The sequence below is a fragment of the Pseudomonas spelaei genome (assembly GCF_009724245.1).
Lineage (GTDB): Bacteria > Pseudomonadota > Gammaproteobacteria > Pseudomonadales > Pseudomonadaceae > Aquipseudomonas > Aquipseudomonas spelaei.
The window spans coordinates 90,320-105,357 of sequence record NZ_WNNK01000002.1 but is presented as its reverse complement, the minus strand read 5'-3'; the positions used below and the strand labels follow the sequence as shown (position 1 = coordinate 105,357).

Annotated in this window: 14 protein-coding genes; 3 read left to right on the top strand and 11 right to left on the bottom strand. The window is 59.6% G+C overall.

Features of this window, described 5'->3' with window-relative positions; translation table 11 throughout:
• Window positions 1-162: 162 nt before the first annotated feature.
• Window positions 163-372 carry a cold-shock protein gene (locus GNF76_RS02620; protein WP_024073812.1) on the top strand — a complete coding sequence of 70 codons (210 nt, stop codon included), beginning with the start codon at window positions 163-165 and terminating at the stop codon, window positions 370-372.
• 148 nt (window positions 373-520) lie between these two features.
• Here GNF76_RS02620 and GNF76_RS02615 read toward each other — a convergent pair whose 3' ends face one another.
• The 4 genes from GNF76_RS02615 to GNF76_RS02600 all read right to left on the bottom strand — a co-directional run bounded on the left by GNF76_RS02615 (window position 521) and on the right by GNF76_RS02600 (window position 5,786).
• Window positions 521-898, bottom strand: coding sequence for a hypothetical protein (locus tag GNF76_RS02615; RefSeq protein WP_155581633.1), 378 nt, complete (start codon window positions 896-898; stop codon window positions 521-523).
• A 76-nt stretch (window positions 899-974) separates the two neighbouring features.
• Window positions 975-1,784, bottom strand: coding sequence for a putative RNA methyltransferase (locus GNF76_RS02610; RefSeq protein WP_155581632.1), 810 nt, complete (start codon window positions 1,782-1,784; stop codon window positions 975-977).
• The gene (gene dapE / locus GNF76_RS02605; RefSeq protein ID WP_155581631.1) at window positions 1,784-2,935 is read right to left on the bottom strand and encodes a succinyl-diaminopimelate desuccinylase; all 1,152 of its coding nucleotides are present in this window, start codon (window positions 2,933-2,935) and stop codon (window positions 1,784-1,786) included. Before dapE ends, GNF76_RS02610 begins: the two co-directional genes overlap by 1 nt.
• 256 nt (window positions 2,936-3,191) lie before the next feature.
• On the bottom strand, window positions 3,192-5,786 hold the full coding sequence (locus tag GNF76_RS02600; protein ID WP_155581630.1) for a glycosyltransferase: 2,595 nt from the start codon (window positions 5,784-5,786) through the stop codon (window positions 3,192-3,194).
• A gap of 218 nt (window positions 5,787-6,004) precedes the next feature.
• Between GNF76_RS02600 and tcdA the strand changes: the two genes are divergently transcribed.
• Complete coding sequence (gene tcdA, locus GNF76_RS02595; protein ID WP_379652565.1) at window positions 6,005-6,814, top strand: tRNA cyclic N6-threonylcarbamoyladenosine(37) synthase TcdA; 810 nt, start codon at window positions 6,005-6,007, stop codon at window positions 6,812-6,814.
• 116 nt (window positions 6,815-6,930) lie between these two features.
• Here the strand turns inward: tcdA and GNF76_RS02590 are convergent, their stop codons facing one another.
• The 4 genes from GNF76_RS02590 to GNF76_RS02575 all read right to left on the bottom strand — a co-directional run bounded on the left by GNF76_RS02590 (window position 6,931) and on the right by GNF76_RS02575 (window position 9,990).
• On the bottom strand, window positions 6,931-7,344 hold the full coding sequence (locus tag GNF76_RS02590; RefSeq protein ID WP_155581628.1) for a SufE family protein: 414 nt from the start codon (window positions 7,342-7,344) through the stop codon (window positions 6,931-6,933).
• Window positions 7,341-8,546 (bottom strand): aminotransferase class V-fold PLP-dependent enzyme, encoded by a 1,206-nt coding sequence (locus GNF76_RS02585; RefSeq protein WP_155581627.1) that lies wholly within the window; start codon window positions 8,544-8,546, stop codon window positions 7,341-7,343. The genes GNF76_RS02590 and GNF76_RS02585 overlap by 4 nt, the downstream gene beginning before the upstream one ends.
• Before the next feature lie 69 nt (window positions 8,547-8,615).
• Entirely contained in the window at window positions 8,616-9,650 is a 1,035-nt protein-coding gene (gene dapD / locus GNF76_RS02580) for a 2,3,4,5-tetrahydropyridine-2,6-dicarboxylate N-succinyltransferase (RefSeq protein WP_155581626.1), read from the bottom strand.
• Between the two features lie 31 nt (window positions 9,651-9,681).
• The gene (locus tag GNF76_RS02575; protein WP_237151353.1) at window positions 9,682-9,990 is read right to left on the bottom strand and encodes an arsenate reductase; all 309 of its coding nucleotides are present in this window, start codon (window positions 9,988-9,990) and stop codon (window positions 9,682-9,684) included.
• 265 nt (window positions 9,991-10,255) lie between these two features.
• Between GNF76_RS02575 and GNF76_RS02570 the strand changes: the two genes are divergently transcribed.
• Window positions 10,256-11,899 (top strand): Na+/H+ antiporter, encoded by a 1,644-nt coding sequence (locus GNF76_RS02570; protein WP_155581624.1) that lies wholly within the window; start codon window positions 10,256-10,258, stop codon window positions 11,897-11,899.
• On the opposite strand, the gene GNF76_RS02565 is transcribed toward GNF76_RS02570, so the two are convergent.
• From GNF76_RS02565 to dapC, 3 genes are all read right to left on the bottom strand, one after another.
• Window positions 11,808-12,614 carry a M12 family metallopeptidase gene (locus GNF76_RS02565; RefSeq protein WP_178123147.1) on the bottom strand — a complete coding sequence of 269 codons (807 nt, stop codon included), beginning with the start codon at window positions 12,612-12,614 and terminating at the stop codon, window positions 11,808-11,810. The genes GNF76_RS02570 and GNF76_RS02565 overlap by 92 nt on opposite strands.
• 219 nt (window positions 12,615-12,833) lie before the next feature.
• A complete protein-coding gene (locus GNF76_RS02560) occupies window positions 12,834-13,685 on the bottom strand; it encodes a M12 family metallopeptidase (protein WP_155581622.1) in 852 nt (283 codons plus the stop codon).
• A gap of 41 nt (window positions 13,686-13,726) precedes the next feature.
• On the bottom strand, window positions 13,727-14,926 hold the full coding sequence (gene dapC, locus GNF76_RS02555) for a succinyldiaminopimelate transaminase (protein WP_155581621.1): 1,200 nt from the start codon (window positions 14,924-14,926) through the stop codon (window positions 13,727-13,729).
• Window positions 14,927-15,038: the final 112 nt, after the last annotated feature.

Here is a 15,038-nt window from a genome sequence, read left to right as displayed (position 1 = left end):
GAGGAAAACCGAGCAGTTGCTCGGGCGACTAGTGTGCCGTATTCACCGAAAATCGGCAAAAAAGCAGCGAAGTAATCTTGAGTTGAGAGTTTTTGAGCCTGTCTTATACTCGGCAGTTCAATGCTTACTGACTCAACAATAAAAACCATGGGAGCAAAACAGATGGCAACGCGCGAGACCGGCAATGTGAAGTGGTTCAACGACGCCAAGGGTTATGGCTTTATCCAGCGTGAAGATGGCAAGGATGTGTTTGTGCACTATCGCGCCATTCGCGGTGAAGGGCACCGTTCCCTGGCCGAGGGCCAGCAAGTTGAATACGCCGTGGTGAGCGGTGAGAAGGGCTTGCAGGCTGAGGATGTGGTGGGGTTGTAAGCCTGAGCAGATCTTGTTCTGGTAACCCGATCAAATGTGGGGGCTGGCTTGCCTGCGATGCAGACACCGCGGTCTATCAGACAGGCCACAGTGATGCTATCGCAGGTAAGCCAGCTCCCACATTTTTAAACGGGTTCGCAGCTTTAGATCAGGCCGTTTTCCAGGTGATCTGCTCTTCACCGTCTTCGCTGATACGAATCCAGGTGTCAGCGCTTTCTTCGCCTTCTTCCTCGACCCAGCTACCCGGTGCGCAGCGCACTTCGACGTTCAGCGCGGCAAAGGCGGCGCGGGCGCAGGCGATGTCGTCTTCCCATGGGGTCTGGTCGCTTTCCAGGTACAGGCTGTTCCACTTGCCGACGGCTTTCGGCAGCCAGGTGACTGGCACGCTGCCGGCCTTGCACTTGTAGGTCTGACCTCGCTGGACCCAATCGGTGCATGGGCCCAGCGCGGCACCCAGCCAGGCGGCGATGGCCTTGTGGTCGACGTCGGCGTCCTTGAGGTAAATCTCGATATCAGGTTGGCGCATGGATGTTCCTCGTTGCGGGATTTCGAAAATCCATTCGCGGGTTCAGGGTCGGCCCAAGAGGCCAAAAAACAAAGGCTTATTGAAGCACGAAATAGTCGTAGCGCATCGAAACAGTGACCCGCAGCGGCTCCGGGTCTTCAATCACTTGCGCTCGCCGTTCGGCACTGGCGCGCCAGCCGTGGGGCGTCATGGCCAGCAGGTTGGCGCGGTCCTTGGGGTCGGCCAGGCTGAGCTGGAACTCCAGGGTTTCGCTGTGTTGCAGGCTCATGCCTTCGGGCACCAACGCCAAGTGCTTATCGTCGGTGTACTCACGCACTTCGTCGTACAGGCGCTCGCGCAGCTCCATCAGGTGACCGCTGGTCGGGCCAACCTTCATCAAACCGCCGCCCGGGCTGAGCAGGCGCTTGGCCTCTTGCCAGTCCAGCGGGCTGAACACGCTGGCGAGGAATTGGCAGCTGGCATCGGCCAACGGCACCCGGGCCATGCTGGCGATCAACCAGGTCAGCGTCGGGTTACGCTTGCAGGCACGCTTGACCGCTTCCTTGGAAATATCCAGGGCATAACCATCGGCGCGCAGCAGGGCATCGGCGATTTGTGCGGTGTAGTAACCCTCGCCACAGCCGATGTCCAGCCAGCGCTGGGGCTTGCGTTCAGCGGCCAATTGCGCAAGGCGCTTGGCCACTGGGGCGTAATGTCCGGCGTTGAGAAAGTCGCGGCGGGCTTCAACCATGGCCAGGTTGTCACCGGGGTCACGGCTGTTCTTGTGCTGCACCGGCAACAGGTTCAGGTAACCCTGGCGCGCCCGGTCGAAACGGTGCCCGGCCGGGCAGGCCACGCCATTGTCCACTTCGTTCAGTGGCGCACTGCAAATGGGGCAAGCAAGCATCAGGCGAGCAACTTGATCAGGGTCTGGTAATAAATTTCGGTCAACACGTCGAGGTCGCTGGCGAGGATGCGCTCGTTGACCTGATGAATGGTCGCGTTGACCGGACCCAGTTCCACCACTTGAGTACCGAGGGTCGCAATAAAGCGCCCGTCGGAGGTGCCACCGCTGGTGGATGCCTTGGTCTCGCGACCGGTGATGGCCTTGATGCTCGCAGACACGGCATCGAGCAGCGCGCCGGGCTCGGTGAGGAACGGCAGGCCCGACAGCGCCCACTCCACATGCCAGTCCAGGCCATGTTTGTCGAGAATCGCCGCAACCCGCTGTTGCAGGCCTTCGACGGTGGACTCGGTGGAAAAGCGGAAGTTGAACACCGCCGTCAGGTCACCGGGGATCACGTTGGTAGCGCCGGTGCCGGAATTGAGGTTGGAAATCTGGAAGCTGGTCGGCGGGAAGAAGGTGTTGCCGTCGTCCCAATGCTCGGCGGCCAGTTCGGCCAGGGCCGGGGCCGCCAGGTGGATCGGGTTCTTCGCCAGGTGCGGGTAAGCGACGTGGCCTTGTACGCCGCGAACGGTCAGGGTGGCACCGAGGGAGCCACGACGGCCATTCTTGACCACATCGCCCACCAGGGTGGTGCTCGACGGCTCGCCGACGATGCACCAGTCCAGACGCTCCTTGCGGGCTGCCAGGCGTTCGATCACGGCTTTGGTGCCGTGGTGTGCCGGGCCTTCTTCGTCGCTGGTGATCAGAAAGGCGACGGAACCCTTGTGGTCCGGGTAGTCAGTGACGAAACGCTCCGAGGCCACTAGCATCGCGGCCAGGCTGCCTTTCATGTCCGCCGCGCCACGGCCGCAGAGCATGCCGTGTTCGTCGATCAATGCGTCGAACGGATCGTTGTGCCAGGCCGTTACCGGACCGGTTGGCACCACGTCGGTGTGACCGGCGAAGCACAGCACCGGGCCTTCGTGTTTGCCGTGGGTGGCCCAGAAGTTATCCACATCCTCGATGCGCATTGGCTCAAGCGCAAAACCGGCGTCGCCGAGGCGCTGCATCATCAGCTTCTGGCAATCGGCGTCGATCGGCGTCACCGACGGGCGACGGATCAGGTCGATAGCGAGTTGGAGGGTCGGCGAAAGGTCGGCGTGGGCCGTCATGTAAATAACTCCGGAAAGCATGTGGTGGGCGCAGGACGAATGTGGATAGAGGCTTGGGTCGACGAAGGTCAATGTGGGAGCGGGCTTGCCCGCGATGGCGGCGGCACATTCAAATGAGATGCCGCCTGACATGACGCTATCGCGGGCAAGCCCGTTCCCACATAAAGCATTAGCCTGGGCCAAGTCTCACAAAATGGCCGTTATCTTATAGCAAAACGGCGGCCAGAGGCCGCCGTTTAGTGCATTGCGCAGGTTTTTAGCCCACTGGAGCGGGTTCCGGCTCCGGTGCCGAAGGTTTCGGCAGCGATGACAGGAACGCCATGATCAAGGCCGCCACATACGGCAGCGATTGCACCAGCAACATCACTACCCAGAAGCGTATGTCATTGCTTGGCAGGCCTTGCACCAGGTAAATCCCCAGCGCCGCGCCCCACAACAGCAGCATGATGAACATCTCTTCCCGTGCTTCGGAAATCGCTACCCAGAAACCGTGGTTATCGGCGTTTTTCGGTGTGCGAAAGAAAGGAATGCTGGTGGTGAAGAAACCGTACAGCACCGCCTTGGCGATGGTGTGGGACAACGCCAGCCCGGCCAACGCCGCGCAGAACGCATCCTTGAGGTTCACACCCACCGCACGACGGTAGAGGAAGATGATCTTGCCGACCTTGAACACAAACAGCGCCAACGGCGGGATCGCGAAAATCAGCAGCGGCGGGTCAACCCGCGTCGGTACGATAATCATCGCCGCCGACCACAACAGGGCGCCCACGGTGAAGAAGATGTTCATGCCATCCGCTACCCACGGCAACCAGCCCGCGAGGAAGTGGTAACGCTGGCCACGGGTCAGTTCGGTGTCCTTGCCGCGCAAGAGGCTGGCGGTGTGCCGCTTGATAATCTGAATCGCCCCGTAGGCCCAGCGGAAACGCTGTTTCTTGAAGTCGATAAAGGTATCGGGCATCAGGCCCTTGCCGTAGCTGTCGTGGTAGTACGCCGCCGACAGGCCTTTCTCGAATACGCGCAGGCCCAGTTCGGCGTCCTCGCAAATGCACCAGTCGGCCCAGCCCAGCTCTTCAAGCACCGAGCGACGGGTCATGGTCATGGTGCCGTGCTGGATGATTGCATCGCGGTCGTTACGGGTGACCATGCCGATATGGAAGAAGCCTTTGTATTCCGCGTAGCAGAGCTTCTTGAAGGTGCTTTCGTTCTGGTCGCGATAATCCTGCGGTGATTGCACCACGGCGATTTTCGGGTCGGCGAAGTGCGGCACCATGTGCTTGAGCCAGTTCGGCGAAACACAGTAATCGGAGTCGATCACCGCGATCACTTCGGCATCCTTGGCGGTATGCGGGATCAGGTAGTTCAGCGCGCCGCCCTTGAAACCGGCCAGGGGCGAGACATGGAAGAACTTGAAGCGCGGGCCCAGGGTTTCGCAGTAGTCGCGCACCGGCTCCCACACAGCCGGGTCCTTGGTGTTGTTGTCGATGATCAGGACTTCGTAGTCCGGATAGTCGAGGGCGGCCAGGGCATCGAGGGTCTGTTTGACCATCTCCGGTGGCTCGTTGTAGCAAGGCACGTGGATCGAGACCTTCGGGCGGTAGTCCGAATCACCTTCAACCGGCAGGAATTCACGCCGGCGCTTGTGAGTCCAGACCGCTTCCGCCAGTTCGTGGGCCTCGGTCAGCAACACGATAAACACCCCGAGGGCACCGAGTGCCAGCAGGAAACCTACCGTCAAACTGAACCATGTGCTGTATTGCTGGCTGTAGTCGTAGCCGATCCACACCAGTACCGATCCGCAGAGGAACGCGATAAAAGTCAGGAAAGTCCGGCCACGCTGGCGCAAGGCCGAACCGTCGATCATCAGCAACGTCAGGGACAGCAGCGCAAGCACCACCGAGCCGATCGCCAGTACCCGCCATTGCGGGATCGCGACGACCGGGCCATCAAAATTGAATTTCTGTTGGCGTGCGGCGTTGTAAACGCCCCAATAGGCGCCGGCGGAGCCTTCGTCACTGACTTTCCAAGGCTGGTCGAAGGCCTCGATCACGAAGTAGTTGTAGCCTTGGCGGTTCAGTTTATTCACCAGCGTACGCAGGTAAATCGCCTGGTCTGCCGGCGACGTTTCATTGCCACCGCGCATACGTCCGTTGCTCGGCCAGCCAACTTCCGACAGCAGTAGCGGCTTTTTCGGGAACAATTTCTTCAGGTCCCTGGCACGGTCGAGTACGTACTGGCCAGCCTTATCCATCGGGATAAATTCCCAGAACGGCAGGATGTGGGCGGCGATCAGGTCGACGTGCTTGGCCAGTTGCGGGTTCTTTTCCCAGATGTGCCATTGCTCGGAGGTGGTCACCGGCACCTTGACGGCGGCACGCACTCGATCCAGCAGCACGATCAGCGCTTCAGGGGTGATTTCTTCGCGGAACAGGGCTTCGTTGCCCACCACTACCCGTACCACGCTGCGGGAGCTGTTGGCGATCTCGATGGCACGCTGGATCTCGCGCTCGTTGCGCTCAAGGTCCGGGCTGATCCAGATCCCCAGGGTCACCCGCAGGCCGAACTCTTCTGCCAGCTTGGGGATATCCCCCAGGGTGCCGTCGACCGAGTAGGTACGGATGTTGTCCGTCAGCTTGCTCATGATCGCAAGATCCTGACGCATCTGGTCGTCGGTCGGGTACTGGTCTTTCTGCGGGAACTGGCCTTGCTGGAACGGCGAGTAGGAAAAACCGGAGATCTGCTCAGGCCAGTTAGGGGTAGTGACCGGGCGGTTGATCAGCGCCCAGAAGCCGGTGAACAGCGCGGCAATTGCCAGCACCACCACCAGGTTGAGTCCAAATTTACGCGATGACATGGCGATTTCGGGTTCCAAAGGGTGTGGAACGAAAAGAGGTGTCGGCTTGCGCCGAACGGCGCGCATCCTACACCGGCCTTTCACTGACCGTACAGCAAGCCGAGAAAAACCGGTCATTGGGCAGCGAAAGTCCATCTAAGTTCTTAACTTGTAGCTGGAAGCTTCGAACTTGTCGCGGCAACGCCCTATAATACGCGCCGGTTTTTGGGGTAATGGTCATGAGTACAGAAGATCCACGGTTTGCCGGCGTCGCCCGCTTGTATGGCATTGAAGGCCTGGAACGCTTGAAGGCGGCCCATGTGGCGATCGTCGGCGTCGGCGGTGTCGGCTCCTGGGCGGCGGAAGCCATTGCCCGTTGTGGCGTGGGCGAGATTTCGCTGTTTGACCTGGATGATGTCTGTGTCAGTAACAGCAACCGCCAGTTGCATGCGCTGGACAGCACTGTGGGCAGGGCCAAGGTCGAAGTCATGGCCGAGCGCCTGCGTGGGATCAATCCTGATTGCACCGTGCACGCGGTGACGGACTTCGTCACCCGCGACACCATGGCCGAGTACATCACCCCCACCATCGATTGCGTGATCGACTGCATCGACAGCGTCAACGCCAAGGCGGCGCTGATTGCCTGGTGCAAGCGGCGCAAGATCCAGATCATCACCACTGGCGGCGCGGGTGGGCAGATTGATCCGACGTTGATTCAGGTGTGTGACTTGAACCGTACGTTTAATGATCCGCTGGCGTCGAAAGTGCGTTCGACCTTGCGTCGTGACTACGGCTTCTCCCGTACAGTGACCCGTCATTACAGCGTGCCGTGTGTGTTTTCCACGGAGCAACTGCGCTATCCGAAGCCGGACGGGAGCATCTGTTTGCAGAAGAGTTTTGTCGGCGATGGCGTGAAGCTGGACTGCGCCGGCGGGTTTGGCGCGGTGATGATGGTGACGGCGACGTTTGGCATGGTGGCAGCCACCAAGGCGGTGGACAAGATTGTGGCTGGGGTGCGCAGGCCTTCGGAGCGGGTCAAGGCAACCTGAGCCTCACTGCCGGATGCAAATCAAAATGTGGGAGCTGGCTTGCCTGCGATGGCGGTGTATCAGTTAAAGCAGTATTGACTGACCCGCCGCCATCGCAGGCAAGCCAGCTCCCACATTTAGTGTTGCGTACGGCTTAATTCCCGCATGCGCTGCAATACTGCATTCAGGCCGTTGCTACGCGACGGTGACAACTGCCGCGACAGGCCCAGTTGCTCAAACCAGCCCGGCAAGTCAACGGCCTGCAGTTCAGCGGCAGACAACCCGTTGACCCGTGCCAGCAACAGCGCCACCAGCCCGCGAATCAGCCGTGCATCACTGCTGGCAGCAAACTGCCAATGGCCGTTGTGTAAACGCCCCACCAACCACACCAGGCTTTCACAGCCCTGCACCAGGTTGGCGTCGACCTTATCTTCGTCCGCCAAGGCCGGTAGCCGCTCGCCCCATTGCATCAGCATGCGCGCACGTTGCTCCCAGCTGGTGACTGCCTGAAAGGCTTCCAGCGCGGCAACCGCATCCGCGGGCAGGCTCATCGCAGCATGTCCAGTGCCTGATCCAGCGCTTCAAAGAAACGCTCCAGGTCGTCGGAGTCGTTGTACAGCGCCAGGGACACACGGATCGCGCCTGACAACTGCATCGCCTTGAGCAACGGCATCGCGCAATGATGACCGGCCCGCACCGCAATGCCCTGCTCGGTCAGCAGGTGGGCGAGGTCGGCGTTATGCACGCCTTCCACCACGAAGCTGGCCAGGGCCACGTGCGGTGAACCCAGTAGCCGTACGCCATTGCGCGCTTTCAAGCCACGCAACAGATAGTCATGCAGTGCGGCTTCGTGAGCCATCACCGCTGGTTGATCCAGTGAGGTCAGGTAGTCGAGGGTCGCCCCCAGGCCAATCACTCCGGCAATCGGCGGTGTTCCTGCCTCGAAACCCAGAGGCGCCGGCCGGAAGCTGGCACTGTGGTAGTCGGCCTGTTGCACCATTTCGCCACCAAACTGCCAATGGCGCAGGTGGTGCAGCGCCTCGGTGCGGCCGTAAAGCACGCCGACGCCGTCCGGGCCGTAGAGTTTGTGGCTGGAGAACACATAGAAGTCGCAGCCCAGGGCCTGCACATCATGGCGACCGTGGACAATGCCTTGGGCGCCGTCGATCACGGTCATGGCGTTGTGAGCCTTGGCCAGCGCCAGTAACTGTGGCAACGGCTGCCAGGCGCCGAGCACATTGGACAGTTGGCTCACTGCCAGCAGTCGGGTACGCGGGCCGATCAGTCGGGCGGCGGCTTCCAGGTCGATCAGGCCGTCGTTGTCGAGCGGCAACACCACCAGCTCAAGCTCCCGACGTTTGGCCAGTTGCTGCCAGGGCAGCAGGTTGGCGTGGTGTTCCAGGGCGCTGATGACAAGCTCGTCGCCGGGCTTGAAAAGATGTTCGAGGCCATAGGCCAGGAGGTTCAGCGCAGACGTCGCGCCGTGGGTGAAGATGATCTGCCCGTCGTCGCCGACATTGAGCCACTGCGCCACTTTGTTGCGGCTGTCCTCAAAGGCCTGGGTTGCATGGGCGCCCGGCAAATGCTGGGCACGGTGCACATTGGCTGCGCCATTGGCGTAGTAATGGCTGATGGCGTCCAGCAGGGCTTGAGGTTTTTGCGTGGTGGCGGCGCTGTCCAGGTAGGTCTGGTCTTGCCGTTGCAGGGTGGCGATGGCCGGAAAGTCGGCGCGCCAGGGAGAGGGCACTAGCATGGTGATCAAGACTCGTATAAGCGAGCTACACCGCAAAGGTGCAGCCCGCCAGTGGCATCGAGTCGCTGCTTAGTTGTGAGCGTGCAGCGCTGCGTTCAGTTCGATGGCCGATTTGTGGGTTTTGCACTCCACGGCACCGGTCTCGGAGTTACGGCGGAACAACAGGTCAGGTTGACCCGCCAGCTCGCGCGCCTTGACCACCTTGACCAGTTGGTTCTGCTCGTCGAGCAGCTTTACCTTGGTTCCGGCTGTCACGTACAGGCCGGATTCCACGGTGTTGCGGTCACCCAATGGAATACCGATACCGGCGTTGGCGCCGATCAGGCAGCCTTCTCCGACCTTGATCACGATGTTGCCGCCGCCCGACAGGGTGCCCATGGTGGAGCAACCGCCGCCCAGGTCCGAGCCCTTGCCGACGAACACGCCAGCCGACACGCGGCCTTCGATCATGCCCGGGCCTTCGGTGCCGGCGTTGAAATTGACGAACCCTTCGTGCATCACGGTGGTGCCTTCGCCGACGTAGGCGCCCAGGCGAATCCGTGCAGCGTCAGCGATACGCACGCCGCTTGGCACGACGTAGTCGGTCATTTTCGGGAACTTGTCCACCGAGAACACTTCCAGCAACTCGCCACGCAGGCGGGCTTCCAGTTGGCGTTCGGCCAGTTCGGCGATGTCAATGGCGCCTTGACTGGTCCACGCCACGTTCGGCAGTTGCGGGAACACACCGGCCAGGCTCAGGCCATGGGGCTTGACCAGGCGATGGGACAGCAAATGCAGCTTGAGGTAGGCCTCAGGGGTGGAGGTCAGCGCGGCGTCTTCGGCCAGCAGCGTGGCAACCAGCGGCTTGTGGCTTTCAGCCAGGCGGGTCAGCAGGGCGGCCTGGGTTGCGTCGACGCCTTTGAGTGCGTCAGCCAGCTGCGAAGCCTGGGCGACGGTGAAGGTGATTGCCTGGTTGCCTTCGCTGTAGCCGAGGATCGGCGCGATGGCCGCGACGATTTCAGCCGATGGCTTGAGCAGGGGTTGTGCGTAAAACACTTCCAGCCAAGCACCTTGGCGGTTCTGAGTGCCGACGCCGAAGCCCAGGCTGAACAGGGAATTGGACATGCTGTTACCTCTACAAATGGAGTGGGCTGGCCTACTTGAGGGCCGCCGAATAACTATCTGGCTTGAAGCCAATCAGGGTTCTGTCACCGAGATCGAGCACTGGGCGCTTGATCATCGAGGGTTGTGCGAGCATCAATTCAATGGCTTTCGCCTGGTCGAGATCGGCTTTGCGTTCGTCTTCGAGTTTGCGAAAGGTGGTGCCCGCACGGTTCAAAACCACCTGCCAACCGTGCTCATTGCACCATTGGGTCAAGTGTTCGCGGTCGATACCGGCCGTTTTGTAGTCATGAAACTCATAGCTGACAGCGTGTTCATCGAGCCAGGTGCGCGCCTTTTTCATGGTGTCGCAGGCTTTGATGCCGAAAAGGTGCAAGGTTTTGCTTGAAGCGGTCAAGGAATTGCCCCCTTTGGGTCGCTGAAAATGAAAGACCACGGATTATGCCACGACCGGAAGGATTCGGCGCCGCTCGTCACCCTATGGCATTAACGGTTGCGACTTTTGTGCAACGGCCAGAGGGCAGCATAGGCGGCTAATATGGCACTTCAACGGCGAGTTGTTGCCTGATGTGTGTTATTGCAAGTCGATTGTCCGGGAATTCCGCGTTATGCAAACCGCCTACACCGTTCTAATCCTGCTGATGCTGGTCAGCGTTTCGCGCCTTGTGGGGCGTGTCATTCCTTTGCCGTTGCCGCTGGTGCAGATCGCCGCCGGGGCCTTGCTGGCCTGGCCGACCCTGGGGCTGCATGTGGCGTTGGACCCGGAATTGTTTCTTTTCCTGTTTCTGCCGCCGCTGCTGTTCTCCGACGGCTGGCGAATGCCCAAGCGCGAACTGTGGCGCTTGCGCGGGCCAATCCTGACGCTCGCTGTGGGGCTGGTGTTGTTCACGGTCGTGGGCGCCGGTTACTTCATTCACTGGCTATTGCCGTCTATTCCACTGCCGGTGGCCTTCGCCCTGGCGGCGGTATTGTCGCCGACAGATGCCGTGGCGGTGTCGGCAATTTCCCAGAACCGCCTGCCGACACCCTTGATGCATATGCTCCAGGGCGAGGCCTTGATGAATGATGCATCGGGCCTGGTGACGTTCAAGTTTGCCCTGGTGGCGGCGGTCACCGGGGTATTTTCCCTGGCCAATGCCAGCCTGACCTTCGTGCTGGTGGCAGTGGGGGGCCTGGCCGTCGGTGTGGCCTTGAGTTGGCTGGTAGGCCGCTTGCGGGCCTGGATGATCGCCCGGGGCTGGGATGACCCGGCCACCCACGTGGTATTCATGTTGCTGCTGCCATTTGCCGCTTACGTGCTGGCTGAGCGTCTTGGCGCGTCGGGCATCCTGTCGGCGGTCGCGGCGGGGATGATGCAGAGTTGGCTGGACCTGTTGCCGCGCCAGACCAGCACTCGTTTGTTGAATCGAAGCGTCTGGTCGCTGCTGGAGTTTGCCTTCAACGGCCTGATTTTCCTGCTGTTGGGGCTGCAACTGCCGGACATCATCAAGGCGGTGACCAGTCACGAGGCCACGCTGTGGCCGACCTTGATGTATCGCTGCCTGGAGGTGGTCGCGATCTTCCTGGTGCTGGTAGTGCTGCGGTTTATCTGGGTGCAAAGCATCTGGCGCTTGTCAGGCTTGCTGCGGCGACTGCGAGGAAAAGGGGCCCTGACGCTGGTGCCGACGGCCCGTTCCTGCTGGCTGCTGACCGTGGGCGGCGTGCGCGGGGCCGTGACTCTGGCAGGTGTGATGTCGGTGCCGCTGTTGTTGAGCCCGGGCGAGGACTTCCCGGAACGCGATCTGCTGATCTTTATTGCCGCCGGGGTGATCCTGCTGTCGCTGGTTGTCGCCTGTATTGCCTTGCCGCTGTTGCTACGGGGCATTGAAAAGAGCCCGGACAGCAAGCGTCGTGGCGAGGTGCGCGATGCCTGGAAGAAGACGGCCGAAGCGGCCATTCATGCGCTGGAGGCCGAAGAGCCTGCCGATACCGTACCTCAAGATGCTGCCCAAGCTGCTTTGTCCGCGGAGCTCAAGGCGCGGATCATGTCCGAATATCGTCATCAACTGGAGGTGTTCAACGATTCGGCCGAGGCCCAGGTGTTGGCGTTCCAGATGGATCAATTGGAGCGCCGGCTCAGGCTCAAGGCGCTGAGAGCCCAGCGTCTTGAGCTGTACAGTCTCAGCCGACATCACGCCATAGGCGACGATATTCTTCGGGAAGTGTTGGCGGAACTCGATATGAGCGAGGCGAACTTGGGGCTGGTGAAGTGACTTGTTGTGGAGTATCGGCTGTCTTGGGGTAAGCCTTGCGCATCAACGCGATATCTCCAGCACTGATCTGTGGGTTCTCCGCCTGTTTCCAATGGCCAAGTGTCGTATGTTCGCTGATGTCGTAATGCATGATGGAGTGACGGTCATAAGGCTCGTAGTGACGAGTGTTGCTTCGAGGCAGAGGCAGGACCTGCTCATCGACATTGCTTTTTGTCTGCCCCGCTTGGGCCTTGTAAAGCTCATACGCCTTGGATCTGTTCCAGGGTATTTCCGTATCCGGATGTTGGTGGGCATGCAATGCCCCCAGCAAGTGACCAAACTCGTGCATGACGACATAGGCGAATCGGGGGGATAGGTGATCGTAAGGGAGCATCATGGTCGGGAGCCCCTGGGGTACTTTCAGCGCATCGGTGCCAATCATTGAACTGCCTTGGTTGCTGATGAAGTTTTCCGCGATTCGAATGTCGCCTTCCTCACCGGATACAAAATCAAACTTTATATTGATATGGGGCAGCCACTTGCTGGCAGCGCTTTTCACCGCTTCAATAAAAGAGTTATCGGCATCGTACATAGCGATCTTCAGGGTTTTCCCATGGGGCCAGTACTTTTCGCGATCACCCACATTTCTCTTGGACCGTGATACAGGGGCCGCGGCGTCAGCCTCCTCTTCCGCAGAGGGAGTAAGTTGGAGGGTGTGTGAGGGGGTGGCGGACATGGGCGATATCATGACTTTTCAGACCTCAGGCCAGGGATTTTCTTTTGGTGGCCAAGGTGGGGAATCTGTTCCGTGGCGACTTGTTACAGTGGATTTGCTCTAACTTTCCAATGTCCAAACTTCTTTGCAGAGAACGGTATTTACTGTGTCTGATCGCTGTTGGTATTTACCTTTAATGGGCTGATGTTTATCTTGTTGGGGCTGATGCGAGCTTTTAATTCAAGACTTGATCAATACCTTGATAGCCGTATTAAGAAGTTTTCCTAAAGGTGAACTATCCATTGGATAAAGCGATTGTATAAAGCGTTTGTCGCCTTCGGACAGTTGTATGTTGCCGGGGATTGATTTTTCATCCCGCAGTGCGGATGCCGAAAACCCATAGTGCATGATGGATTTTTCATCATAGGCTGAGATTATTACTTCGTTGCGTTGGAACTTGTGGATGATGTCATGGTTGGCCTGGCGTTTTGTTTTACTTCGTGACTCATACTCTTTATAAATATTTTCTTTGTGCAAGTTCAGCGTGCGATCTGGGTGCTTGTGCTCGTGCCTCAAGCCCAAAGCGTGGCCGAACTCATGCTGTATCTTGGCCGCTATAGCGGCTGACGAGTTTGCAAAGCCAACACTCATCGTGGGCTCGGATACGGGGATATTTCTTGCGTCGGTGCCAACCCTCGACCATGCGGCACTGGTGTCATTATTCGCGGTGATTCTTATGTCGCCGTTGGGACCGTCAATGAACTTGAAATAGAGGTTGGTGTGGGGAGTCCATTTGTTAATGTTGTGTTTTGTTAAGTTTTTTTGCTCCTGTGTCATGTTCAGTAAGGAAATCTTCAGTACTGAATGTTGAGGCCATGTTTTGTTGTGGTCCGCTACGCCGCGCTTTTTTCTGTTGAGTGGGGAAGCCGGGTTTTCGATTGGTTCGGCGAGAGGGGTATGCACGGAATATGCAGAAGTAGAAATGGGCGAGATAGTGAGTGTCATGGGTTTCCACCGGATAGTTAATGCCAGATAGGCCTTGGTGGAGTTTTTATGAACGTCTGTTCCAGATTGATTGGTTGCAGATTGCATCTCAAACGGCCGCTCCCCTGGCGTGGGAGCGGCCCCAGGGTTTATCGACGGCGCTGGATGAAATCGCGAATCCGCTCGGCGGCTTCCACGCACTCGGCCAGTGGCGCAACCAGCGCCATGCGCACACGCCCGGCGCCAGGGTTGAAACCGTCCACTTCTCGCGACAGATAAGAGCCCGGCACTACGGTCACGTGTTCTTCCACGAACAAGTCCCGGCAGAATGCGGCGTCGTCGCCTTCGACATTCGGCCACAGATAGAAACCGCCATCCGGGTTTTGCACGTCCAGCACGGGCTTGAGAATTGCCAGCACAGCATCGAATTTCTCCCGGTACAGGTCACGGTTGGCCTGTACATGGGCTTCGTCCTGCCACGCTGCAATGCTCGCGAGCTGGGTTTGCACCGGCATCGCGCAGCCGTGATAGGTGCGGTACAGCAGGAAGGCCTTGAGGATCTCGGCATCACCCGCGACAAACCCCGAACGTAGGCCTGGCAGGTTGGAGCGCTTGGACAGGCTGTGGAACACCACGCAGCGCTTGAAGTCCTGGCGGCCCAGTTCGACACAGGCGCTGAGCAGGCCAGGCGGCGGGGTCTGTTCGTCGAAGTACAGCTCGCTATAGCACTCGTCGGCGGCGATCACGAAGTCATGTTCGTCGGCCAGGGCGATCAGTTTTTTCAGGGTGTCGACGGGAATCAACGCGCCGGTCGGGTTGCCCGGCGAGCACAGGAACAGGATCTGGCAGCGTTTCCAGACGTCGGCCGAGACCGCGTCGAAATCCGGGTTAAAGCCGTTTTCGTCCAGGCATGGCAGGTAATGTGGCTTGGCCCCCGCCAGAAAAGCTGCACCTTCGTAGATCTGATAAAACGGGTTCGGGCTGACCACCAGTGCATCGTCGCCACGGTTGACCACGGTCTGGGTGAAGGCGAACAACGCTTCACGGGTGCCATTGACCGGCAGGATGTTGCGCGCCGGGTCCAGCCAGCCCTTGGGCACGTTGAAGCGGCGTTCGCACCAGGCGCCAATGGCCTCGCGCAATGCGGGAATGCCCAATGTGGTTGGGTACACCGCCATCTGGTCCAGATTGTTGGCCAGGGCCTGGGCGACGAAATCCGGGGATTTGTGCTTGGGTTCGCCGATGGACAGCGCGATTGGGCGCTTGTCCGGGTTCGGCGTGACACTGCCCAGCAGGGCGCGCAATTTCTCGAACGGGTAGGGCTGCAGCTGGTTCAGGGCGTTGTTCATATAAGCCTCTATCACGGTGAGCACGGACCCTGTGGGAGCTGGCTTGCCGGCGATGGCATCACCTCGGTTTGCCATAAGCGCAGGCAAGCCAACTCCCACACGAATCGTGTGC

Excerpts from the sequence above, each read along its gene's own strand:
- GNF76_RS02620 (WP_024073812.1), top strand. The coding sequence starts at position 163 with ATGGCAACGCGCGAGACCGGCAATGTGAAGTGGTTCAACGACGCCAAG.
- GNF76_RS02615 (WP_155581633.1), bottom strand. The coding sequence starts at position 898 with ATGCGCCAACCTGATATCGAGATTTACCTCAAGGACGCCGACGTCGAC.
- GNF76_RS02610 (WP_155581632.1), bottom strand. The coding sequence starts at position 1,784 with ATGCTTGCTTGCCCCATTTGCAGTGCGCCACTGAACGAAGTGGACAAT.
- dapE (WP_155581631.1), bottom strand. The coding sequence starts at position 2,935 with ATGACGGCCCACGCCGACCTTTCGCCGACCCTCCAACTCGCTATCGAC.
- GNF76_RS02600 (WP_155581630.1), bottom strand. The coding sequence starts at position 5,786 with ATGTCATCGCGTAAATTTGGACTCAACCTGGTGGTGGTGCTGGCAATT.
- tcdA (WP_379652565.1), top strand. The coding sequence starts at position 6,005 with ATGAGTACAGAAGATCCACGGTTTGCCGGCGTCGCCCGCTTGTATGGC.
- GNF76_RS02590 (WP_155581628.1), bottom strand. The coding sequence starts at position 7,344 with ATGAGCCTGCCCGCGGATGCGGTTGCCGCGCTGGAAGCCTTTCAGGCA.
- GNF76_RS02585 (WP_155581627.1), bottom strand. The coding sequence starts at position 8,546 with ATGCTAGTGCCCTCTCCCTGGCGCGCCGACTTTCCGGCCATCGCCACC.
- dapD (WP_155581626.1), bottom strand. The coding sequence starts at position 9,650 with ATGTCCAATTCCCTGTTCAGCCTGGGCTTCGGCGTCGGCACTCAGAAC.
- GNF76_RS02575 (WP_237151353.1), bottom strand. The coding sequence starts at position 9,990 with ATGAAAAAGGCGCGCACCTGGCTCGATGAACACGCTGTCAGCTATGAG.
- GNF76_RS02570 (WP_155581624.1), top strand. The coding sequence starts at position 10,256 with ATGCAAACCGCCTACACCGTTCTAATCCTGCTGATGCTGGTCAGCGTT.
- GNF76_RS02565 (WP_178123147.1), bottom strand. The coding sequence starts at position 12,614 with ATGTCCGCCACCCCCTCACACACCCTCCAACTTACTCCCTCTGCGGAA.
- GNF76_RS02560 (WP_155581622.1), bottom strand. The coding sequence starts at position 13,685 with ATGCAATCTGCAACCAATCAATCTGGAACAGACGTTCATAAAAACTCC.
- dapC (WP_155581621.1), bottom strand. The coding sequence starts at position 14,926 with ATGAACAACGCCCTGAACCAGCTGCAGCCCTACCCGTTCGAGAAATTG.